The following is a 23,158-nucleotide window of genomic DNA, read 5'->3' as shown; positions in this document are numbered from 1 at the left end:
AGCCAAAAAGGTCACAAAAGGCTTCATTTTAAAACACTTGAGTTCACTTAAGTAAGTTTAAAACGATACCGCAGAAAAGTTCACATAAGATGAAAATCAAAGGTTTTTACAAAACTTAGCGATGCGTATTACGCATAAGGCTTGGCGCTGAAAAACTTCTGTGCTTTTTGTGGTTAAATAATGATTATAATACTTTAAGCAATCTCAACATTATAAAAGTACAGTAAAGAATGAACTAGCAAGGAATAATGTGTAAGATAATCTATTTATACCTATGATAGGGCATTTGCTGATTTTCCGGCCGGTCATTATCCGGTATATTTTTTTCTCTGCGCTGTTTTTCTGTATCTTTATAAAAGTTATGAAGCTGATCCGGCTCATTTTCTGTCAGCTTTTCTGTTTCTTTTATCCTTTCTGTATCTTTGCCTGCTTCAATCAATTCATTAAGTTTATACTGAAGTGCTTTTATGTCTTTATTCTGTGCATTTCTGATAAAAAATATGGCAAGCCCTGCAATTCCCAAAAAGGTACTTCGCTTAAAATAGGTCTGCCAATCCGGCCATCTGTCTAAAATATGCTTAATCATAACTGTTATTTTTTAAATTTATAAAAAACAAGCCATCCTTTTGCTCCATGCTCCATAACAGTATTATTATGGGTTAGTGAATCTTGATCCCTGTTTTTAATTTCTTATTGATATCTTAAATAATCCCGGATTTTAGAATCCGGATCATACACCGAACGGTCCATTGTAAGTATAAATTGCCGAATCCTGTAAAATCTGGACAAAGAGACCGGCAGGTACCATGAATGATACAATGAATTTTATACTATTAAATTTTGTGGTGTGTATAGTTTCAAATATAGCCAATATACACCTAACACTTTATGACTCAGATCATAGAACTTCCGATCTGCACCATTCTTCCCGAAAAATCCTATTTCCCTATCTTTGCAGCAATGAATTTATTATATATCAACTGGGATATCAATCCCGAAATCGTCAATATCTTAGGGCTTCCCATCAAATATTACGGATTGCTATTTCTTGCAGGACTTGTTCTAAGCCTGAATATCTTAAAACGTATCTATAAAAAGGAAGGCCTCAGTGCACAGGCCCATGAAGCTTTATTCTCTTATGCACTGATAGGAATTCTGGTGGGAGCAAGACTGGGACACTGCCTTTTTTATGATTTTGATTATTACTCCCACCATCCGCTTGAAGTATTTTTACCGATTCAGAGAGGACCGGACGGGAGCTACCATTTTACAGGATTTGCAGGTCTTGCCAGTCATGGCGGCGGTATAGGTCTGGTGATCATGCTTCTTATCTATGCAAGAAAATTTTCTATCCCGTTTATGACTGTTTTGGATGCTATAGCGATCGTACTTCCGTTGGGTGGAACTTTTATAAGGCTTGCCAATCTTATGAATTCTGAGATTATAGGAACTCCTGCCAATGTTCCATGGGCCTTTATTTTCCGTCAGGTAGATAATCTTCCGAGGCATCCTGCACAGCTTTATGAGTCGATCTCTTATTTTATCATTTTTCTTGCTGTGTACTTTATTTATAAGAAAAACATCTTTACTATCGGAAAAGGATTTTATTTCGGAATCAGCATTCTGCTGATCTTCATTATGAGAATTCTGATTGAATTCATCAAAGTAGACCAGGTGGAATTTGAACACGGAATGAGCCTGAATATGGGACAGCTTCTGAGTATTCCATTTGTTCTTCTCGGATTATTCTTTATCATCAAAAGTATATTGGAGAAAGGAAAGATCAAAACCACTTAATCTTCTGTTTTTTACAATAAAAACTCACTGAAAGCTGTTTTCAGTGAGTTTCTTTTAATGGATTTACCATAGATTATCTTGTTGTGTAGCCACCGTTGGCAAAGATGGTCTGCCCGGTGATCCACCATCCATCTGTTACCAGAAATTCTACCAGCGGAGCTATATCTTTAATATCTGTCAAACCTCCCAATGCTGATGCTGATTTATGATAGGCTACGGCATCATCGGTTTCCTGCCCATAGAAGAAAGGAGTATCCATTGGACCAGGTGCTACTGCGGTTACAGAAATTCCTCTGCCTCCAAATTCTTTGGAAGCTGCTCTTGTAAAATGCTCTACCGGTGCTTTTGCCCCTGCATAGGTGGAATACAGTCCGGTGTAAGCTGCCAGCAATGAGGTAACAATCGTACAGATTTTTCCGTGATCATTCAGTTTTTTACCAGCTTCCTGTAAAAAGAAGTAGGCTGATTTTGAATTGACATTGAACATCGTATCATATTCTGCTTCTGTAGTTTCTGAAAATGGTTTTTTCAGGACCATTCCTACGGTATTGATCGCAATATCAATTCCTCCGAAGCGGGAAACTGTTTCATCAAAAAATTTTGTGATATGGTCTACCTTGGTAAGATCTCCCTGGAATAAAAATGCTTCTGCTCCCAGTGCCTGTACCTCAGCCAGCGTCTTTTCACTTTCTGCTTTTGAGCTTTCACTGTTGTAATGGATGGCCAGTTTAGCACCTTTTGCTGCAAAATCTCTGCTTAATAACCCTCCTAAGTTTTTACCGCCTCCCGCAATTAAAACAACTTTTCCTTTTACATTTTGTGTTGACATTGTTTTTATTTTAAATGTTAATGAGACAAAGATGGATAATAAAAGCGGTCTCAACATGGTGAAATTTTCGGAAATTTCATTTTATCAATCCTCTACAGAAAAAACATTTGCTATTTTTATGTAAACAATACTTTTTTAATAGAATGTTATTTACCAGTCAGATACGGCTTGAGTCTCTCTTTTTTATTTAAACACTTTAGTATAATTCCCAAACAGCTATCCATTTTAGGCATAACATTTGATACCTTCCTCCCGTATCACGCACCACCACTTCATTTTTAATATATTTTTTTATAATCCTCAGGTTTCTGGGGATTTTTTTATGATGAGTCCTGACTTCATTATGGTGTTGCCCTCAGAATATAAAACATCAGGTAAAACCATTTCTGATAATCAATTATTTAAAACAGGATTATTCATTTTATTTGTTGTATATTTGTACATTATAACCAAAGTCTTTACTTTGTTTTCTGTAACGACCAGAATATTTTTATTCAGTCCTTGCTTTTTGAGCAGCCATATTTTTTAACTTTTATTCTTCTATCAAGAACAATACTCGTCAGAATTTTAAAGCTCTGTATGATTGGGATTACCCAAGACAGGAAACATCGGCAGGCTTTATAGGTCTCATGCGGGCCAGATTGAACCAATTAATTTATAGAAACTAAATACTAAAAATAATTTATGGCAGATTCTTTTTCTAAAAAGGAAAATTTCAAGAAAAAAATTCAAAAGCAAAAAGAAAAGGCGCTAAGACGCGAAGAACGTAAAACGAACAATAACAAAGGGAAGGACATGGAAGACGTATTCATGTACGTAGATGAATTCGGAAGATTAACTTCTACTCCCCCTGAACAAAGACAGGAAGTAAACCTTGATGATATTCAGTTGGGTGCTGCACCTATCGTTGAAGAAGATCCAAGAAAAACAGGAATTGTTACTTTCCTGAGTGAAAAAGGATATGGTTTCATTACGGAAGATAATTCCAAAGAAAATATCTTCTTCCACAACAACAACTGTGCAGAGCCGGTAAAGAAAGGGAACAAAGTATCTTTCGAAAAAGAGAAATCTCCTAAAGGATTTTCTGCTGTTGAAATTCAGCTTGTTAAATAATAGGTACTTATAAAATGTTTCTGCAGTAGAAGCAGATCCATTTTTAAACCATATACAAAGAGACTGCCCTTGGGACAGTCTCTTTTCTGTACATATAAAAATTTAAGTTATAAAAACGGGTGCAGTATCCAGGAATGGAATGATTTTAACTACGAATACGGGAATCCAGAATAGAGTGAAAAAAGAAGCTGCCTGAAAAGACAGCTTCCTTCATCGTAAAAAGTAAAATCAATCCAGTTTCCCGCCCAATGCTTTAAACAGCAGGACGTTATTTCTGGTATTCTGATGCTGAAACTGTAATAAATCCAATTCAGCGGTTAATTTACTCTTCTGAGAGTTAATCAGTTCAAAATAATTCGCGTAGCCTGTCAGATAAAGATCATTGGAAACTTCAACTCCACGGTCCAGAAAAGCCACTTCTTCTGATTTCAGTTTCAAGACACGTTCATAGATTTTAGTTTGTTTCAAAATAGCTTGCAATTCATTAAAAGCTGTCGTAATACTTTTCTGATAGTTTAAAAAAGCAATTTCCTGCTCTTTGCTGGCTACCTTAAATTCGTATTTCAGCTGCCCTTTATTGAAAACAGGAACCATCAGCCCACCCAACAGCTGCCCGGCCAGTGAACCTGGTTTAAAAAACGTTCCCACAGAAAAAGAATTCAGTCCGAAGCCTGCTCCCAGATCGATCTTAGGGTAAAAAGCAGCTCTTGCCGCCTTCGCATCAGCATGAGAAGCTTCTAAAACATAGTAATTGGCCGCCACATCCGGTCTGGAATGAATAACATTTTCTACGTTTATGGTTTTATTCAGGACATCCATATTGGTAGGCATCAGTATTTTCCCCCGTTTCACCTCTCCGCCATAGCTTCCCGTCAATGTTGTGATTGCCTGTTCTACCGTAACGATTTCTACTCTGATATGTTCTATCTCTGCAAGCCAGTTGTTATTCTGTGCCTTGAACTGCTGCACTGCCAGTTCCGTAGCTTTTCCCACTTCACGCTGTGCTAAAACAATTTCAAAAGCTCTTTGCTGAAGATTATAGTTCTTCTGATAAATGGCAAGGCGATTGTCCAAAGCCACCAGCTGATAGTAAAGGTTGGCAATATCAGTGAAAAGCTCTACCTGTAATAATCGCAACCCTTCTGTGGAAGCCAGGTATTTCTTCTGGGCAGCAATTTTTTTATTTTTGAGTTTCCCCCAGGCATCTATTTCCCAGCTGCTTCTTGCTCCCAGCCAGTAATTAGGCGTAAAATCCCGGTTGATTTTCTGATCTTCCGTAATATTGGGCGAAAGATTGGTGTCATAGTTTCCAACGCCTTCCATCGTATATTTCCCGTATCGGTTACCGGAAACGTCTACTCCAACTTCAAGGGAAGGCAACAGGTCCATCTTTGAGCGCTGAAGAAAACTGTTGGCGATCTCCACTCTCTGCTGGGCAATCTGGAAATCAGGATTAGCCTGAACTACTTTATCAAAAAGCTCAAGCAGATGCGGATCTGTAAAGTAAGCCTTAAGATTGATCTGCTGGAATTCATCCGAAGATTTATTTTTATCATTTTGGATGATTTCATTGGGTAATTCCTGCGTCTTTTTCAGTTCTGTTACTTTAGGAACGGCACATGAAACCAGGCACAGCCACACCATTCCATACCATATATTTCTATGATTTGATCTTTTCATTTTTCTTTTTATTTTCAAGTTTTGCAAAGAATATATAAAGTCCCGGAATCACAACCAGTCCGAAGATGGTTCCGATCAGCATTCCTCCGGCAGCAGCTGTACCAATAGAGCGGTTACCGATGGCTCCGGCTCCGGATGCCAAACATAGTGGAATAAGTCCCGCCACGAATGCAAAAGAAGTCATTAAAATCGGTCTTAAACGTTGTCTTGCCCCTTCAATCGCTGCAGGAATAATATCAAATCCCTGCTTATTTCTTGCCACGGCAAACTCCACGATCAGGATAGCATTTTTAGCTAAAAGCCCGATCAGCATGACCAATGCTACCTGTGCATAGATATTATTATCCAGCCCTGTTGCCACCAATGCGATGTAAGACCCGAAAATTCCTGTCGGCAGACTTAATAATACCGGCATCGGAAGAAGGAAGCTTTCGTACTGTGCAGCCAGTAAAAGATATACGAATAAAAGACAGATCGCGAAGATATAAACGGTCTGGTTTCCTGATAGGATCTCTTCTCTTGTCATCCCTGACCATTCGATATCAAATCCTCTCGGTAATGTTTCTTTGGCTACACGTTCTACCGCTGCAATGGCATCTCCGGAGCTGTAACCGTCTGCAGGTTCACCGTTGATCATGGCAGACATATACATATTGTACCTTGTAAGTACTTCAGGGCCGTACACCTTCTCAATGGTGATGAAAGTTGAGAAAGGGACCATTTCGCCCTTGTCATTTTTTAAATATAAATTCAGAATGCTTTCAGGGGTATCTCTGTGCTCAGGACTTGCCTGCACCATCACTTTATACATCTGGCTGAAACGGATAAAATTCGTAGCGTAATATGATCCCAGCATGGTTTGTAGTGTTGACATCGCGTTGTCTACTGACACACCTTTCTTCGCTGCCATATCATAATCTACATTGATCATGTATTGCGGGAAAGTAGCATCAAAACTGGTAAAACTGTTCTGCAGTTCGGGCGCTTCATTGAGTTTTTTAACAAAATCCTTGGTGATCTTATCTGTATTTTCAATGGTTCCTCCGGTTCTGTCCAGCAAACGCAATTCAAAACCACTGGTATTTCCGAATCCGGGAACGGTGGGTGGTGCAAAGATCTCAATCTGGGCATCTGCAATGCTTTTCGTTTTTTCGGAAAGCTCTGCGATCAGATCATTCACTGAAATATTTCTTTCTTTCCAGTCTTTAAGGTTGATCATCGCCATTCCGTAAGATGAGCCTGCAATCTCTGTTACGATGCTATAGCCTGCAAGTGTAGTCACGTTTTCTACTCCATTAATCTTTTTGGCAATAACAGTCACTTCATCCAATACCTTTTCTGTTCTTTCTACCGTTGCTCCCTGTGGTGTGGTTACACTTACATATACCATTCCCTGGTCTTCCATCGGAATAAATCCGGTAGGCAGGAACTTGCTGGTCACAAAAGTCAGTCCGATGAATAAAAATAACAGTCCGAAAGTCACTGTAGTTCTTGTAGCAAATTTTGATAAAATACCGACATAACCATTCGTCAGTCTTTCAAAGCCTGTATTGAAACTTTGGAAAGCCCTGTCGATGATGGTTTTCTTTTTATTAGGATCATGAGGTTTTAAAATAATTGCACAAAGCGCAGGAGTAAGTGTCAGTGCGTTCACTCCTGAAATCACAATACTGATAGCCAATGTTAATGAAAACTGACGATAAAATACTCCAACAGGCCCATCTAGGAACGCCACAGGAATAAATACAGCAGACATTACAATCGTGATGGCCACTACAGCTCCTGCAATTTCTTTGGTGGCACTGATGGTTGCATCCATCGCATTCATTCCCTCCTCCATTTTAACGTGGACAGCTTCTACGACGACAATTGCGTTGTCAACCACAATTCCGATCGCGAGAACCAATGCAAACAGTGTCAAGAGATTGACAGAGAAATCAAGCATATCCATGAATGCAAAAGTTCCTACCAACGCCACCGGAACAGCCAGTACAGGAATCAGTGTGGAACGCCAGTCCTGAAGAAAGATAAATACCACAACTCCCACCAGAATAAAGGCTTCGATAAGAGTTGTCAGTACCGCACTGATGGAAGCATCAAGGAATCTGGAAACATCATACGCCATGTTATATTCCATTCCCGGAGGAAAGGATGTGACTTTCAATTCCTCCATTTTAGCCTTTACACTTTCAATAACTTCAGAGGCATTGGAGCCTGGACGCTGCTTCATCATAATGGATGCCGAAGGTCTTCCGTCCGTTTTGGAAACCATACCATAATTCATTGCTCCGAACTCCACTTTGGCAATATCTTTAAGCTTTAAAATGGTTCCATCCACATCAGACCTGATGGGAACTTCTTCATATTGTTTAGGCTCAAAAAACTTTCCTTTATATTTGATTACATACTGAAGCTGGCTTGAGGTTTTACCTGACGTTTCACCCACTTTTCCGGGTGCTGCGGAAATATTCTGCTTTTGCAGGGAAGTGATGACTTCATCTGCAGAAATATTGTAGGCTGCCATTTTCTGCGGATCCAGCCATACTCTCATTGAATATTCTTTCTGTCCCATGATTTCGGCACGTCCTACCCCTTCAATACGTTTCAGCTCCTGAAGGACATTAATATCTGTAAAGTTATAGATGAACTGCTCATCCTGACTGGGATCCGTACTGGTGATATTAAGGTACATCAGCATGCTGTTGACCTCTTTTTCAGTAGTCACTCCAGCCCTGATCACCTCTTCAGGAAGTTCATCAAGAATAGTGGTTACCCTGTTCTGTACATTTACCGCTGCAACATCAGGATCTGTTCCCACTTCAAAGAAAACCTGGATAAGGGTAAGCCCGTCATTAGAAGTTACTGTAGACATATAGGTCATCCCAGGTACCCCGTTAATTGCCCTTTCCAAAGGCAGTGCCACTGCATTGGCAGACACTTCAGCGTTCGCTCCTGTATATTTTGCTGTAACGGTTACTGAAGGCGGTACGATATCCGGGAATTGAGTGATGGGCATTTTCAGCAGCGCCATGACTCCCAGCAGTACAAATAATATGGAAATCACCAACGAAAGAACCTTTCGTCTTATAAACATTTCTACCATAGTCAATTGGTTTAAAGATTATGAAAGGTTAATACTTCTTTTTGATTTTGATGATATCACCATCTTTCAAAGACTGGGTTCCTTCATAAATGATTAAATCTCCTTTTTTAAGACCGCTTTCTACCATATAGGAATCTCTAAGGGTAGTTCCGATCTTAATGCTGGTCATTTTCACTTTATTCTGCTTATCCACTACAAAAACATAGGTCTTATCCTGAATGGAGAAGGTAGATTTCTGTGGAATTAGGATCGCATTATTCTGCTGTTCGGAAATAATAAGCTTTCCGGAAGTACCGTGCTTGATCAGACGGTCCGGATTCGGGAAAAGGACCTTATAGCGGATAGAACCCGTAGCTCTGTCAATTTCACCTTCGGCTGTTTTTAAAGCTCCGTTGAACTGGTAATTAACTCCATTGGGAAGCGTCAGTTCAATCTTCTGATGATTACCGATTTTATCATTGGCTAAAAGCTCAAAGTACTGGTTTTCAGGAATGGAAAAATAGGCATATACTTCGTTCAATTGGGAAAGAGTGGTCAACAGGGTTCCGTTTTCCACTAAGCTTCCATCTTTATGAGGAATCACGTCAATCACTCCATCAAAAGGTGCCGTGATCTTTGTAAAGCTTATTTTCTGAAGGACGGTTCTCTTTTCAGCATCAGCAAAAGCATGTTTTGCCTTCGCAGAGGAAAGTTTTGCCTTCACCATTTCCAGCTCGTTATTGGCCACAAATTTTTTAGCATGAAGACTCTGGATCTGCTTCAGTTCAACTTCTGCAATACGAACATCTGCTTCGGTCTGCTTTAATGCGGCATTCGCTTTCAGAAGTTCCATCTGCAGTTCAGCATCACTGATTTTAAATAAAGCCTGGCCCTGATGGACAAACTGTCCCTCATTGACATAGATATGCTGTATAATGCCTCCTATTCTGGAACGCATCTCAACATTCTTTTTAGCCTGAATATCAGTAACAAACTGGTTATTCACCAGTGTATCCTTTTCTTTGATTTCCAGTACGGGGACTTCTTTTTCTTTCTGACTGTTTTTTTTCTTGTCTTTACTGCATGACACAGCGAATAATGTTGCAAGAATGCAAATTATTACGTTTTTACAATACATTTTTAAATGTTTAAGTTATAAGATTTCCGTTAAAAGTGATTGGGTTTTCAGAAACTTAAACTTAGTACAGCTGGAGGAGATGGAGAAAAGATTTAACTCCGCAAATAATGGAAACGGCAATTTCCGGAAGGCTAATTTTAGGAATAACTTTTACTATTCCTGAAAAGTCTGCCACTGCAGAATCATTTTTTCTGACTGAGTGTTTTACAATTTTTGAAGCAGCAGGCAGCGCATGCGTGTTCATATCTGCTTCTTCATAAACATCCAGAACGTGAATGTTTGTTACAGGAGGAACGTGAGGAATATTCTGCAACGATTTTTCTGCCCAATTCGAATTGAAAAGGGAAAAAACCAGTATGATATAAAATAAGAAAAATGACCTCAGACCTGCCATGTCAATCAGAATACTTTAGTTTTTCAGTAAAAACGATAGTGCTGCAAAAATAGAGATTTTTGTGGGAAAATCCAGTCACAGAACTGTTAAAAAAACTTAAACAATAGTTGATTATTCTAATTATTGGAATTTAGATTCTCCGGAATGACAAATACACGCATAAACTTAGCAGTCTGTTATTCCGAAGGAGCCTAACTTAAGTTTTGGCTAAAGCCAATGGAATTTTGGTTATCATTTTTAAACGGGCTAAAGCCCGTTTCTATTGAATGATTAAAATTGAATAGTTAGAACAATTTGCTGAGAACCCTGAAACGATAATCAAAGATATATTCCAGCTTCTTTCTGACGAAAAGGCGATGGGCAATTTCACCTAAAAAACCCATAGGAAGTTCATAATCTATAGTATCTCTCATCAAAACGCCTTCTTCATTAGGAATAAATTCATGATGGTGGTTCCACAGTTTGTAGGGACCTTTTTTCTGAAAATCTATGAAACTTTTCTTAAAATCTACGTGGGTGATCTCAGTCTGCCATTTCATCTTGATCCCGAATAAGGGCGAAATATAATAATCGATGAGCATTCCTTTATAGATTTCATCATCTTCCATTTTCGTCAATACAATAAAGCCCATGTCTTTTGGAGTGATCTCTGAAAGATTGTTGGCTGAGGAAAAGAATTTCCATGCGGTTTCTATATCACAGGTGAGCTGTTGCTCACGGAAAAGCCTATGTTTCATAAAATGGAATCAATTGACAGGATTATTGTGGAACAAATCTAAGACAAAAATTTAATGATAGATCCACATCAACACGGGTTTTCCCGATTTCTGAATCATCGGATCAATTTCTCTCATCGCTTTATTGGAAACAGTTGGGCAGCCCCAGCCTTCCGGTGAACCTTTGGGAAATACTTCTTCATCACTCATCAGATTCCAGGAATGAAAGACAATAAACCTTTTCAACGCATTACTGTTGGTCTCCTCAAGACCATGCATCAGGTATTTTATATTAATTCCCCATTCGCTGTAGCCTCTTCCTTCCAGTTTATATTTCCCTAAAGAGGAAAGATGACTTCCGTCTTCGTTGCTGAATTCCGGATTGGCTTTAGAATCATCCTTACTCCATGAATTGAAGCCACAGCCATGACCTACCAGATATTTTTTAGAAATCTTATTGTTTTTAAAATCCCAGACAAAAAAACGGTTAACTCCGGAATGGAGGCTCATATCAATAAGAATACAGAAATCACGGTTGAGGTTCTTTGAAGTACAGAACTCCAAAGCTTCTTTTGCTTTTATTTTTAATCTGGAAAGATCAGCTTCCGGTTTGTTTTCAGCAACAACAGATCTTTCTACTGCTCTTGTTATATTGTCCTTTCTATCCTGTGAACATGAACTTATGCAGAGAAGAATGAAAAGCAGATAAATTCTCTTCATGAATTATTTATAGTGTTGAAAGATTCCAAAGTCTGAAGGTGTCCAAAGTGCAGCCTTCTGTCCTGCCGCTTTTAAAGCATTATTAGACCAGGTATTGCAGGTATAAAGAAAGCTGTATGTACCTTTGGCATCATAGAAAGCATCGTTATCGCTATATACAGCATTTGTAGGGATCAGAATAAAATTCCCGTTCTGATCTCTGTCAAATTTGTCTTCCACAAATTTTACCAGATTCTGATACTGACTCCTGCTGATCATGATCATTTTACAGTCCTTCCCTTCTTTCATCGTATTGTAATAGGTACAGTGCATGGCAGAATCACTTAACCAGAATGCGGCTTTCACTGCGGTAGAAAACTTAAGGTCAGCCCAGGTAGGAGTATCAAGGTAAAAACCTTTGTCTCCCCATCCTATTCCGATGTACTGATAATCTGTCTTTTTTGATTTTGTATTGGCAAAAGGGATGATTCTGCTCCAATCCTGAAGATCGTTTTTTACAGGCATTACTATATCTGTATGCACTCCATTGGTATAAATATAGATCGGGATTTCTTTCTTCTGGCCGTCATTTTTAGCTGAAACAGGAATATATGGAATGAGTAATGCAAGAATTATATAGATAATAACAATTCCCAAAATAATTCCTACCACTTTCAGAAGGTATATCAGTATTGTTTTCACAGTCATGTTTTTTTAATAAAATTTAATCTTTAATTTTTGGTAAAAGTATTTGTTTTAATCGAAAAAATGGCTATATTTATTTACGAAATATTCACAAATATGCGTAAAAATACCAAATCCCAAAAAAGATTTAAAATAAGAGTAAAAACAGCTCCTAAAAGAATACAGAAAAAACGTTGATTTTCGGTGAGATTATGATCTCCTGAAAATCAATTTTTCTTTATAGGAAAGGGTTTTCAAGAAAATTATTGGTATAAATCTTTACCTCCTTAAAGCGGAAAATTTAAGGAATGGTCGGTTATCAGCTTTTGTTTGGAACTTCAAAAAATTCCAAAAGAGGGATTGTCACCGAAAGTTCAGGGAAAATCAGTCAGAAGATTTCTGTAAAAACTCAATATTTCTCTTGAGTCCTGCAAATTTGGTACGTTTCACGGGAGATTTTCTGAAGATTTCAGAGAAGATTTCCTGGGTAAGTTCCTTCCATTCTCCTTTTTTAAAATTTTTCAACGCTTCGTTGGGCTGAAAACGGCTCTGTTTATTAGGTGCTGCAAAACGGTTCCAGGGACAGACATCCTGGCAGATATCACAACCGAACATCCAGTCTTCCATTTTATCTTTAAAATAATCCGGAATTTCATTTTTGAGCTCTATCGTTGCATAAGAAATACATCGGCTGCCATCAATGATTTTTTCAGAAACAATAGCATCTGTGGGACAGGCATCAATACATTTCCTGCAGGTTCCGCAATGATCAGTAGTGGCATGATCCGGAATGAGTTCAAGATCACAGATAATTTCTGCCAGAAAGTAAAAAGATCCATTCTGCCTGGTAATGAGGTTAGCATTTTTCCCTACCCAGCCGATTCCTGATTTTCTGGCCCAGCTCCGCTCCATTACCGGTGCAGAATCTACAAAAACCCGGAACCCGAATTCTCCTATTTCTTCCTGCAGCTCCGCTACCATCTCACGCAGAATTTCTTTGATGACTTCATGGTAATCTTCTGCATAAGCATATTTTGAAATTTTATAATTCTCCAGAACCGAAAGCTTCTCCTCAGGAAAGTAATTGTAGGAAAGTGAAATCACAGATTTGGAACCTTCTACCAAAAGACGTGGATCCAGCCTTTTATCGAAATGATTTTCCATGTATTTCATTTCGCCGTTATAATTGTTCTTCAGCCATTTTTCAAGATGGGGAGCATCTTCTTCAAGAAAATCTGCTTTGGAAATGCCACAACTCTGGAATCCAAAACTTTTTGCCTTGGATTTTATCAGTTGGGAATATTTTTCGGCACCGGCATTCATTAATTTCACACTGCAAAATTAAGATTATTTTATCAATCTGATCATTGATACCGAAGTTCAACTTACAATCGGCTTGCTATCTCTTATTTTCTGAAAAATTTATGTTTTAATTAGGATTTTTTTCAAAAAAAATTTGCGTAATTTCGTTTCTGATTTTAAAACAAACAACTATGTCTTTAATAGAAGTAATACAATCCGGAAACTATGAATTGATCGACGTTCGTGAGCCAATGGAGCTTGAAATGGACGGTAATATAGACGGTGCTAAGAATATTCCTCTGGGTGAAGTAGAAGATAGACAAGATGAAATTCTATCGATTGAAAAACCGGTAATCTTATTCTGCAGAAGTGGAAACAGAAGTGGAAAAGCTTTGGATTATCTTAATACTCAAGGATTAAAGGACGGTTATAACGGTGGAGGCTGGGCCGAGCTGAAGGCTGTTCTGGAAGCAAATCAGGGAACTTTTTAAAAGTTCCTTTTTTTATACTTTACTTCTATGAATCTGAAAAATCAATTTGAACAGCTTTGCTCTCCGTTTACAGGAAATCAGCACCTTATCGGTGACCTGTGGAAGGAGATTGAAACCAGATATTCCGAAAAAGGCAGACACTACCATAATCTTCTTCATCTTGAAAATATGCTGGTGGAACTTGAAGCAGTAAAAAGCAAGATCTCAGATTTTACCACAGTCTCTTTCTCTGTATTTTACCATGACATTATCTACGATGCCACTTCCAAAACGAATGAAGAAAAAAGTGCTGACAAAGCTGAAAAAAGGCTTACCGAACTTCACGTCAGTCAGGGTAAAATTTCAATAATCTCTGAGCAGATCCGCGCTACAAAAACTCATCTACGATCTGATCATGCAGATACCAATTATCTTCTGGATACTGATCTTTCTGTTCTGGGTAAAGATTTTAACACCTATCTGGAATACACTCAGAATATCAGAAAAGAGTATTCCATTTATCCGGATTTCCTGTATAAGCCGGGACGAAAAAAAGTTCTGAAGCATTTTCTGGAGCTTGAAAGTATCTTTAAAACAGAGTATTTTAAGGAAAAATATGAAACTCAGGCAAAGAAAAATCTTGCTACTGAACTTCAGGTACTTTAATTCAACAGTAAATCTTTAAGTTTTCCCATTGAAAAAGACACCCTGGATTACAAGATGTCTTATAAATATTGTTACAGGTAATTCTGTATTAAAAAAATTTACTGATAAATTCTGTTGCTTTCTCCAATATAAGCTCAGGGACTTCTTTATGAGGGGTATGCCCTATTTCAGGAATAATATATTTTTCTGCACTCCCACTGACCTGAGATACGGTTTTTTCAACCTGATTCAAGGTACCGTATTCATCAGCTTCTCCCTGGATAAATAACAATGGACAGGTAATATGTTTCAAAAGGTATTCAATATTCCAGCTTCTGTAATCATCGCGGGTCCATGTTTCTGTCCAGGCTTTGAAAAGCATTTCTACTTTATCTCCGTGGTACTTTTGTAAACGCTCTGCAAGATTAGTTGTCTTATAGGCTTCCCATGCGTCATAAACACCTTTCAACGTTATGTCTTCCACAAAGATATGTCCGGCTTCACAAATAACGGCTCTTACCCATTCCGGATAAACAGCTGCCATAATCAGAGCGATTGTTCCTCCATCGCTATGTCCAAATAAAATAACATCCTCAATATCAGGTTCAATTTCAAGCAAGAGTTCATTCAGTACATGAGCTTCTAATTCCATATAATTCACCGGTCTTTCATGAGTAGGCATGGGGGTTGATTTCCCATATCCTAAACGGTCATAGGCAAGAATATTGCATTGCGTGATTTCGGATAATCTGGCAGGAAAGTCTCTCCAAAGCTGTACTGAACCGAGTGAATCATGCAGAAAAACAATGGTTGGTCTGCCCTCAAACGGATTATAATGTTCTATATATAATTTGTTTCCCTTTACATCAATTATTCTTCCTTCCATTGAGTAAAATTATACTTAAAAAGCAGGTATTTTGGTTTCTTCAAATTCTTTGAGCAAATGATTGAATACGGCTTCCACCGGAAGAATTTCATCAATCAAAGCAGACACCTGACCTATTTCCAGCTCTCCGTCTTCCATGTCACCTTCAAACATTCCCTTTTTGGCCCTGGCTCTTCCCAATGAAGCGATCAAAGCGTCTTTGTTTCTTCCACTTTGGTAAATTTCTTCCAGTTCATTAAAGAATTTATTTTTAACCATTCTTACCGGTGCCAGTTCTTTCAATGTAAGATGGGTATCTCCTTCCTGCAGTTCTGTGATTTTCTTTTTCCAGTTTTCATGGGCGCTGGCTTCTGTAGTGGCAGCAAAACGGGAACCGATCTGTACACCATCTGCTCCAAGAATCATGGCAGCTTTAATTTGTGAACCTAATGCAATTCCGCCTGCAGCAATTAATGGTTTAGAAATGTGTTTCTTCACATTTGGAATAAGACAGAATGTGGTTGTTTCATCCCTTCCATTATGACCTCCCGCTTCGAAACCTTCTGCTACGATGGCATCTACTCCTGCATCTTCGCATTTTACAGCAAATTTGGTAGAGGAAACGACATGGGCTACTTTTATGCCTGCTTTCTGAAGAGTTTCTGTATAGGTTTTCGGGTTACCGGCTGATGTAAAAACGATCTTCACTCCTTCTTCAAGGATAATCTGAATAATTTCCTCAATATTGGGATACAGCATAGGTACATTGACTCCGAAAGGTTTATCTGTGGCCTGTTTACATTTCTGAATATTTTCTCTGAGGATATCAGGATACATACTTCCTGCTCCGATGATACCCAATCCTCCACAGTTGGAAACCGCAGAAGCAAGTCTCCATCCGGAGTGCCAGATCATTCCTGCCTGTATAATCGGATATTTAATATTAAAAAGGGTTGAAATTCTATTTTGAGTTGCCTCCATATCATGAAGTTTTTTAGCAGCGCTGAAATCTATAAAATTGCTCATGCGTAAAAATACTAAAAACAACGATTTCCAGAACCTTCTATTGATTAAAAATATACGGAAAACGATATAATTATTTTGAATACTGATCTAAAAGGTTATCAATAATCGGGCTTATTTTCAAAAATTTTTGAACAAGCTCATGGATATTCTGTTCTATAGTATCTGTATTGAGTTCTGTCCAACCTTCCAATAATGTCAGCGGCCCATAATCTACGCTTACATTTGGCCATTCACTTTGATGAATTGAAAACTCTTTTCTGAAATTTTGAGCAAAATCTCTGCTGGATATTTTGTAAGCTTTCAGCATTCTTAATTTCAAAGCATGGATATTATAAAAAATCTTTTCCTCACGAATTGTCTTGTCATTTACCCAGACTGAAAAGAAAATACGCCCTTTAGCATTTAAAGGTGATTGTGGGGTTCCAGACCATTCAGGTTTATAAACTTTTAGTACAACAGATTCTAAAATGGTATCAATGGATAATTTCAGTCCATATGTATTCAGTATTTCTTCAGAAATTCCGGATGCTGCCAAGTGAAACCTGTCAAGATAAAAATTATCATCCATACCCTTATTTTTTATAAATATATCAATAAAAAAACCTTCAGAAAATCCGAAGGTTTTTTATTTTATTTTTTGATTGATTCTTTCTTCCAGTTAGATTTGAAGTTACAGCTGTCGTAACGTCCGTCTATAGAAATAAAAGTGGTTGGCAACTTAGAATTGACAAACTTTTCAACCATTTCACTTTTCTTTTTATTCAGCGCCATCTGTTTGATTCTGCTGAAATCTGTTTCCAGTGTAATCTGGTGAGAAGGGATCACATCTTCAATTTTGATGATTTTGATCGTCTTTCTTCTGTTCTCCTCATCTTCAAAAGCAGTCGTAATATCTCCTTTGTTCAATCCGGCTAACTCGTAGCTGATTGTTCCCGGGATACTTTCTCTTTCAATTTTATCAGAACCATCCGCTCCGGGAATTACCCCTGCATTGAATTTTGTTCTTTTATCATCTGAGAATTTGAAAGCAGCATCTTTAAATGTTATTTTACCATTCAAGATAAGTCCTCTGATACTGTCTAATTTTGCTTTTGCAGTTTTGATCTCCTCATCAGTAGGAGTAGCTTTCAACAGGATATGTCTGGCATCATATACCTTACCTGATCTTTTCAGTAACTGAATAATATGGAATCCGAATTCAGATTCAATAGGATCTGAAATTTCATTTTCCTGAAGATTCAGTGCAGCGGCTTCAAATGGTTTAACCATCTGGCCTTTGTTGATATTTTTATATAAACCGCCGTTAGCAGCTGATCCTTCATCTTCAGAATAAATTCTGGCCTGGCTTTCAAACGTTTCCCCTCCCAGAATATCCTGTTTGATCTTTTTCAATCTGTTGATAAGATCTTGCTTATGGGCTTCCGTTAAGGTAGGATAGATCATAATCTGAGCCAAAGTAACCTCATCTTTTATCTGTGGCAGCTGTGTTTTATACATATTGTAGAAATCAGTTACCTCATTGGGAGTTACATCAGCTTTATCAGTAACTCTCTGATATTTTGCCTGCCCATAATACTGGTCAGTATCTATCTTTTCGATGGCATTTTTCATCTCATAAGCATTTCTGAACTTATAAGCGGCCAGCAATGTTTTTTCGTCCGGAAATTGAGAAAGCAACTGACGGTATTTAGCGTTAGCCTGTTCTTTGATTGCTGCAGAACGGTTTTCAATTAAGGTATCTTTTTTTGCTTCATATACAAGAAGCTTATTGCTGATCAGGTTTTCCAGGAACTCACATTTATCTGTGTTGGCAGCTCCCTGTTGTTTCCCATAATTCATCTGCTCGATTACATCAGATTCCAAAACAATCTCATCCCCGATAACAGCTGCAATACCATCCACTAAATCTCCTGGTTTAAGCTGGGCTTTCATCATATTTGAAGAGAATATCATGATGAAAATCCCAAGAAGAAAAGTGATTTTTAGTTTATTTGTCATTTTACTATTTTAACAAGTTGCAAATTTAGAATTCTTAACGAATTTCACTCAATTTTTTATTATAAATATTTCTTAAAAAGACTTATTTACTGCAGTTCAACATCAAAAGTCGTCAATTCTTTGAATTGTCTCAATCTACTGAACATATCTGCTTCGTTTACTTCCTCTATTCTTTCTGTACCGAATTTCTCTACAGTGAATGAAGCCATTGCAGATCCAACAATAAGAGCAGACTTCATCGTATCAAAATCGATTTTTCCTTTTTTGGCAAGATAAGCTGCAAATCCTCCTGCAAATGTATCACCAGCCCCTGTCGGATCAAAAACATCTTCTAACGGAAGAGCAGGAATAGCAAATACTTTATTATCATGGAAAAGTAAAGCTCCGTGTTCTCCTTTTTTGATGATTACGTATTCAGGACCCATTGTATGGATCTTTTTAGCAGCTTTTACCAGAGAATATTCTCCTGAAAGCTGTCTTGCCTCCTCATCATTGATGGTAATGACATCTGTTTTTGCAATCATATCCATTAAGATATCCCATGCGCTGTCCATCCAGAAATTCATCGTATCAAGGATAACCAGCTTAGGACGGTTGTTCATTTTTTCCAGTACTGATAACTGAACTCCCGGGTGTAGGTTTCCAAGTAATAAAATTTCGGCATCCTGCATTGAATCAGGGATTTTCGGGTCAAAATTTTCCAGCACATTTACTTCTGTAGCCAAAGTATCTCTTGTATTCAGGTCATTGTGGTATTTTCCGGACCAGAAGAACGTTTTTCCTTCTTTTACAATTTCAATTCCTTCGATATTGACATCTCTGTCTGTGAACATATCAAGATGTTCCTGTGGAAAGTCTCCTCCTACTACAGAAACAATTCCGGATTTAACGCCTAAAATTGATGAAGTGATTCCGATATAAGTGGCTGCACCTCCTAAAATTTTGTCCGTTTTACCAAATGGTGTTTCAATTGCATCAAATGCAACACTTCCTACAACTAAAAGTTTCATATATTTTTCAATGTATATTAAAAATAATTATTTTTTCCATTCAAAAGTGTCCAGCAGATGTTTCATATCATTTTTGATATAGTTTACTGCAGGGGCAAGAGAGTCCGGTTTCGGTCTCGTATTAAAGTATAAATAAGCAGTCACGAAGTGTTTCGTACTGTCTGTAATGTAAAACTGAAGATTGGAAGCGCTCTGTCCTTTCAGTTCATAGAAGTTCCCATATACTTTCTTTTCAGGATATTCGAAGGATTTGGTATCTATAGAACTGGCTTTAATGGTATGTTCATACACCATTTTTTCAGCTTCCTTGATATGAGCATCAAAGTCATTCTGTATCGGATAATAGGTAATAAAAAGCTTAGCCTTCATTTTCGGATAATTCAGATAGAACCAGCAAGGTTTTTTGGCTGGTGCGAGCGAAGCAAAGTCCGAATATTCAAAGGAATAGGCGCAACCGTTTTCAAACTTTTGGTATTTCGGGGCAGGGTATTCAAGACGCAGTTCTCCATAAGGTTTTGGTGAAGGGTCTTTTCCGCATGAAATTAAAAGCAGCGATACAAAAATAAAAATGACTTTTTTAATCATTTTGCAAAAGTACAAATTAGATTTCAGATTTCGGAAGACAAATTTCAGTCTTTCAGAGCGTTTTGAATGTAATTTTCCAGAGGCTTTGGAAACGATTTTTCATGAGAGCCCTCAATATCTGTAATCTGGTATTGATTTTCAGCGATAAAATTATTCCATATCTTTTCTGAAATGACCTCAACATTCAATATTTCAATGCTTAAATTCTTATGAGTCAGCTTATGGGTAACCGTTTTTGAGCCGGTAATAAATGGCTCCATATCAACAGGAATAGCGGTAGGAAATTCAAACAATTTCTTCCAGATAAAATCATCTGCTCTCTGACGGATCAGAAACTGTCCGTTTCTGTGAACAAAATAATAGGTCAGAGCAAGATCTTCTGCTTTTACTTTTTTTGTTTTTACGGGATAATCTGAGATCTTCTGCAGGGAAAATGCCAGACAGTCTTCATTAAGAGGACATTCTCCACACAATGGATTTTTGGGCTTGCAGATCTCTGAACCTAAATCCATCATCGCCTGATTAAAATCTCCCACATTATCAGGCATAACTAAAGTTGCCAGCTCAGAAAAATAGGTAAACGCCCTTGAATTCGAAATATCAAAATCATCCGCAAAAATACGGCTCAGCACCCGGTAAAAATTTCCGTCAACAGCGGGTATTCTTCCATTGAAGCATATACTTGAAACAGCAGCAGCTGTATATTTCCCTACTCCTTTCAATTTTAAAATTTCTTCATACTGGTGAGGAAAAACTCCCTGATAATCATTCATGATCTGTTGGGCAGCTTTATGGATATTGATCGCTCTTGAATAATAACCCAATCCTTTCCAGTAAAGTAAAACTTCATTTTCTTCCGCTCCTGCCAACGTTTTTACATCAGGAAATCTTTTAATAAAATTATTATAATGGTTCAGTCCCTGACTGATCCTTGTCTGCTGAAATACAATTTCGCAGATCCAGATCTTATAAGGATCCTTTGTCTGTCTGAAAGGCAGATCTCTCGCATTATTCCTATACCATTCCAGAAGTTTGTTACCAACGTGTAGAAAGTCTGAATTTCTTTTATCCTTCTCCAAAAATTTTTGTTTTGCTTTTTTATAAGATACTTCGACTCCGTTCAGCATGACACCGCAACTGTTATTCATTTATTAAACAGCAGCTGCATAGCTATATACTGCAAGTCTATGTAACATCTGCAAAGATAAAATTTATTTATCAGCTTTCACAGTATATACAGGAGCTGCTTTTAACCACTGATAATTAAGGTTTCTGTCCTTCTTTAAAAAGCGGTACCCTTCCAGTTTTTTCAAATAAACATACATAGAATCACTGCTTTTTATCTTGAGTTTATACTGGGATAAAAACAGCATGGGCATTTCGACCGTAGAATCTCTCACCGTCTTCAATACTTTTCCTGATTTTACTTTATAAAGAAAGAATGATTTCCCACGTCCTTTGGAGCTGTCGGCCAGCTTTACCTCTGAACTGGAAATAACGAGTTCACTGCCATCAAAGCATTCATCTTTATTCATGATATATGCTTTTCCTTCCTGGTGTTCGTCTGCAAAAAGATCATTTTCGTAATGCCCCGGGCTTTGGTATTTTTTTTCGCAACTCATCAAAAGTACCATCAGCAGAGTGGGTAAGCCAATGATAAGTTTCTTATTCATATTCAATTTCATAGATGTTGGTTGAAAAAAAACCGATGTAAAATTGCATCGGTTTTTATTATTTAAAGTATATTTATTTTACTCCTGAGCATATTCTGCATCCCATTCGTTACCATCATCTCCTTTATGTCCGTCAAGTTTAATAACAAAACTTTTTGTAGGGAAATAAGGTGTCATACGGATATCCAGCCATACTCTGTCTTTATTGACTCTGTCCTGCTCGAAACGAACAATTTTAAATTTTTCGATCAGTTTGTCCGGTCCTTTGATGCTATCAAGGAAGGTTACAATCTGCCTTCTCAAATCGTCTTCGTTTTTTGCATTCCAGTTTTCGAAAGCTCTTCTGTTCAGGAAGTCAAGCAATACCTTGGTTACATAGTCGAATACACGAACTACAGAATAGGTCTGAAGACCAATATTGTCTCCTGTAAATAAGGTCTTTGCAGAGAAAGCCATAATTTTTCCATATTCGTTGACCATTGGTACAAGACCCATTTTTTCCAGCTGAGAAATTTCACTTTTCTTCAACTCGAATTTTACAGCGTCTACTTCGTTGATGTTACCATGTTTTTTACCTGCAGCTACCTGAGACATCAGAGTTTTGTGGATTTTTCCGGCTAACGAAGTGGAAGGTGGAAGTTCTACATTTTCTTCTTCTCCTACTTCTTCTGCTTTACCACGTCCTACCAGCCAGTTACATGTCATAATAACATTACTTCTGTGGAGTTCTCCTCCTGTAAGGTTTGCAGAGTGAAATAAATCTACCACATCATCCGGTTTGTCAAGGTTGGCGAAGTCTGTAACCATCATTACTTTGTTTTCGTTACAGATCTTTGCCCATTTCTCAATGACCTTATTGGATCCTAAATATCCCGGTATTGCCAGGATTGAATAGTTGTCTCTAAGGTCAAGACGGTCGTAGTAGTTTTTAAATTCTTCAGAAATGGCATCGATGAACAGGGGATTATCCAGATCGGAAACCTGCTCAAGGCTGGCATTTACGATACTTACGTTATCCACTTTATCCAATTCTGTATTTTTGTAGAATTGCGCTACTGTTCTGTAGTTGGTTTCCAGCATACGAACAGCATCCAGTGTGCTTTTTAAGTTTTTCTTCAGATTCTGATCGGCCTGCTGTGCTTTGTTTTTGCACGTTTCTGCCATTTTATCAGCTGATTCTTTACCCTCTAAAAGGCTTACCCAAAGATTGATCTTCTGAAGAAGCTCTTTTCTTTCGTCTGCTTTATTGCTATCGTTCAGGAAGATTTCTTTTCTTGCCTTTCTTGTTGGGTTCATATTGGCAATACCGTCTACGACGGATTCAACAAAGCCAAATCCTCCCATTTTATTGAGCTCTGCAAGCGGGTTGCCTTTCGGCTGTCCTGCATGTTGCTGCTGCCCCTGCTGCTGGCTTTCCTGTGCCTGTAATTTGCTATCCATGATTCAATGTAA

The 23,158-nt window shown here is 37.9% G+C and carries 23 protein-coding genes; 4 read left to right on the top strand and 19 right to left on the bottom strand.

Annotated features, from left to right (window positions below):
• Positions 1-262 precede the first annotated feature (262 nt).
• Complete coding sequence (locus AC3FI7_RS22425; protein WP_142724607.1) at positions 263-586, bottom strand: low affinity iron permease family protein; 324 nt, start codon at positions 584-586, stop codon at positions 263-265.
• Between the two features lie 374 nt (positions 587-960).
• Here AC3FI7_RS22425 and lgt point away from each other — a divergent pair, with 374 nt between their 5' ends.
• Complete coding sequence (lgt, locus tag AC3FI7_RS22420) at positions 961-1,797, top strand: prolipoprotein diacylglyceryl transferase (protein WP_142724768.1); 837 nt, start codon at positions 961-963, stop codon at positions 1,795-1,797.
• A 73-nt stretch (positions 1,798-1,870) separates the two neighbouring features.
• On the opposite strand, the gene AC3FI7_RS22415 is transcribed toward lgt, so the two are convergent.
• Positions 1,871-2,626: an SDR family oxidoreductase gene (locus AC3FI7_RS22415; RefSeq protein ID WP_142724608.1), complete on the bottom strand. Its 756-nt coding sequence runs from the start codon at positions 2,624-2,626 to the stop codon at positions 1,871-1,873.
• A gap of 684 nt (positions 2,627-3,310) precedes the next feature.
• On the opposite strand from AC3FI7_RS22415, the gene AC3FI7_RS22410 reads away from it, so the two are divergent.
• On the top strand, positions 3,311-3,739 hold the full coding sequence (locus AC3FI7_RS22410) for a cold shock domain-containing protein (RefSeq protein WP_142724609.1): 429 nt from the start codon (positions 3,311-3,313) through the stop codon (positions 3,737-3,739).
• A gap of 228 nt (positions 3,740-3,967) precedes the next feature.
• On the opposite strand, the gene AC3FI7_RS22405 is transcribed toward AC3FI7_RS22410, so the two are convergent.
• From AC3FI7_RS22405 to queG, 8 genes are all read right to left on the bottom strand, one after another.
• Positions 3,968-5,419: a TolC family protein gene (locus tag AC3FI7_RS22405; protein ID WP_491460954.1), complete on the bottom strand. Its 1,452-nt coding sequence runs from the start codon at positions 5,417-5,419 to the stop codon at positions 3,968-3,970.
• Complete coding sequence (locus tag AC3FI7_RS22400; protein WP_491460953.1) at positions 5,400-8,522, bottom strand: efflux RND transporter permease subunit; 3,123 nt, start codon at positions 8,520-8,522, stop codon at positions 5,400-5,402. The genes AC3FI7_RS22405 and AC3FI7_RS22400 overlap by 20 nt, the downstream gene beginning before the upstream one ends.
• Before the next feature lie 28 nt (positions 8,523-8,550).
• Complete coding sequence (locus AC3FI7_RS22395; protein ID WP_491460952.1) at positions 8,551-9,639, bottom strand: efflux RND transporter periplasmic adaptor subunit; 1,089 nt, start codon at positions 9,637-9,639, stop codon at positions 8,551-8,553.
• A gap of 61 nt (positions 9,640-9,700) precedes the next feature.
• Complete coding sequence (locus AC3FI7_RS22390; protein ID WP_491460951.1) at positions 9,701-10,033, bottom strand: hypothetical protein; 333 nt, start codon at positions 10,031-10,033, stop codon at positions 9,701-9,703.
• A 284-nt stretch (positions 10,034-10,317) separates the two neighbouring features.
• Positions 10,318-10,770: an SRPBCC family protein gene (locus AC3FI7_RS22385; RefSeq protein ID WP_491460950.1), complete on the bottom strand. Its 453-nt coding sequence runs from the start codon at positions 10,768-10,770 to the stop codon at positions 10,318-10,320.
• Positions 10,771-10,821: 51 nt separating this feature from the next.
• Positions 10,822-11,469: a murein L,D-transpeptidase catalytic domain-containing protein gene (locus AC3FI7_RS22380; protein ID WP_491460949.1), complete on the bottom strand. Its 648-nt coding sequence runs from the start codon at positions 11,467-11,469 to the stop codon at positions 10,822-10,824.
• Between the two features lie 3 nt (positions 11,470-11,472).
• Positions 11,473-12,156 (bottom strand): TIGR02117 family protein, encoded by a 684-nt coding sequence (locus AC3FI7_RS22375; RefSeq protein ID WP_142724616.1) that lies wholly within the window; start codon positions 12,154-12,156, stop codon positions 11,473-11,475.
• Between the two features lie 360 nt (positions 12,157-12,516).
• Positions 12,517-13,455, bottom strand: coding sequence for a tRNA epoxyqueuosine(34) reductase QueG (gene queG, locus AC3FI7_RS22370; protein WP_491462107.1), 939 nt, complete (start codon positions 13,453-13,455; stop codon positions 12,517-12,519).
• A gap of 170 nt (positions 13,456-13,625) precedes the next feature.
• On the opposite strand from queG, the gene AC3FI7_RS22365 reads away from it, so the two are divergent.
• Positions 13,626-13,925: a rhodanese-like domain-containing protein gene (locus AC3FI7_RS22365; RefSeq protein ID WP_142724617.1), complete on the top strand. Its 300-nt coding sequence runs from the start codon at positions 13,626-13,628 to the stop codon at positions 13,923-13,925.
• Between the two features lie 27 nt (positions 13,926-13,952).
• Entirely contained in the window at positions 13,953-14,570 is a 618-nt protein-coding gene (locus AC3FI7_RS22360) for an HD domain-containing protein (protein WP_491460948.1), read from the top strand.
• Between the two features lie 88 nt (positions 14,571-14,658).
• Here the strand turns inward: AC3FI7_RS22360 and AC3FI7_RS22355 are convergent, their stop codons facing one another.
• The 9 genes from AC3FI7_RS22355 to AC3FI7_RS22315 form a co-directional block, all read right to left on the bottom strand.
• The gene (locus AC3FI7_RS22355) at positions 14,659-15,435 is read right to left on the bottom strand and encodes an alpha/beta fold hydrolase (RefSeq protein WP_491460947.1); all 777 of its coding nucleotides are present in this window, start codon (positions 15,433-15,435) and stop codon (positions 14,659-14,661) included.
• Between the two features lie 15 nt (positions 15,436-15,450).
• Positions 15,451-16,440, bottom strand: coding sequence for an NAD(P)H-dependent flavin oxidoreductase (locus tag AC3FI7_RS22350; RefSeq protein ID WP_491460946.1), 990 nt, complete (start codon positions 16,438-16,440; stop codon positions 15,451-15,453).
• A gap of 70 nt (positions 16,441-16,510) precedes the next feature.
• Positions 16,511-17,008, bottom strand: coding sequence for a hypothetical protein (locus AC3FI7_RS22345; RefSeq protein ID WP_491460945.1), 498 nt, complete (start codon positions 17,006-17,008; stop codon positions 16,511-16,513).
• A gap of 62 nt (positions 17,009-17,070) precedes the next feature.
• Positions 17,071-18,438: a peptidylprolyl isomerase gene (locus AC3FI7_RS22340; RefSeq protein ID WP_142724621.1), complete on the bottom strand. Its 1,368-nt coding sequence runs from the start codon at positions 18,436-18,438 to the stop codon at positions 17,071-17,073.
• A gap of 86 nt (positions 18,439-18,524) precedes the next feature.
• Positions 18,525-19,448 (bottom strand): PfkB family carbohydrate kinase, encoded by a 924-nt coding sequence (locus AC3FI7_RS22335; RefSeq protein WP_142724622.1) that lies wholly within the window; start codon positions 19,446-19,448, stop codon positions 18,525-18,527.
• A 27-nt stretch (positions 19,449-19,475) separates the two neighbouring features.
• Positions 19,476-20,033 (bottom strand): gliding motility lipoprotein GldD, encoded by a 558-nt coding sequence (gene gldD, locus AC3FI7_RS22330; protein WP_291903877.1) that lies wholly within the window; start codon positions 20,031-20,033, stop codon positions 19,476-19,478.
• A 44-nt stretch (positions 20,034-20,077) separates the two neighbouring features.
• Positions 20,078-21,160, bottom strand: coding sequence for an A/G-specific adenine glycosylase (mutY, locus tag AC3FI7_RS22325; protein WP_172617083.1), 1,083 nt, complete (start codon positions 21,158-21,160; stop codon positions 20,078-20,080).
• An 84-nt stretch (positions 21,161-21,244) separates the two neighbouring features.
• Positions 21,245-21,706 (bottom strand): hypothetical protein, encoded by a 462-nt coding sequence (locus AC3FI7_RS22320; protein ID WP_491460944.1) that lies wholly within the window; start codon positions 21,704-21,706, stop codon positions 21,245-21,247.
• 78 nt (positions 21,707-21,784) lie between these two features.
• Entirely contained in the window at positions 21,785-23,146 is a 1,362-nt protein-coding gene (locus AC3FI7_RS22315) for a DUF5458 family protein (RefSeq protein WP_142724625.1), read from the bottom strand.
• Positions 23,147-23,158: the final 12 nt, after the last annotated feature.

The sequence above is a fragment of the Chryseobacterium sp. TQ-BC-N36 genome (assembly GCF_058382295.1).
Note: the sequence above shows the minus strand (reverse complement) of the source record. Positions and strands in the feature narration are given on the sequence as shown.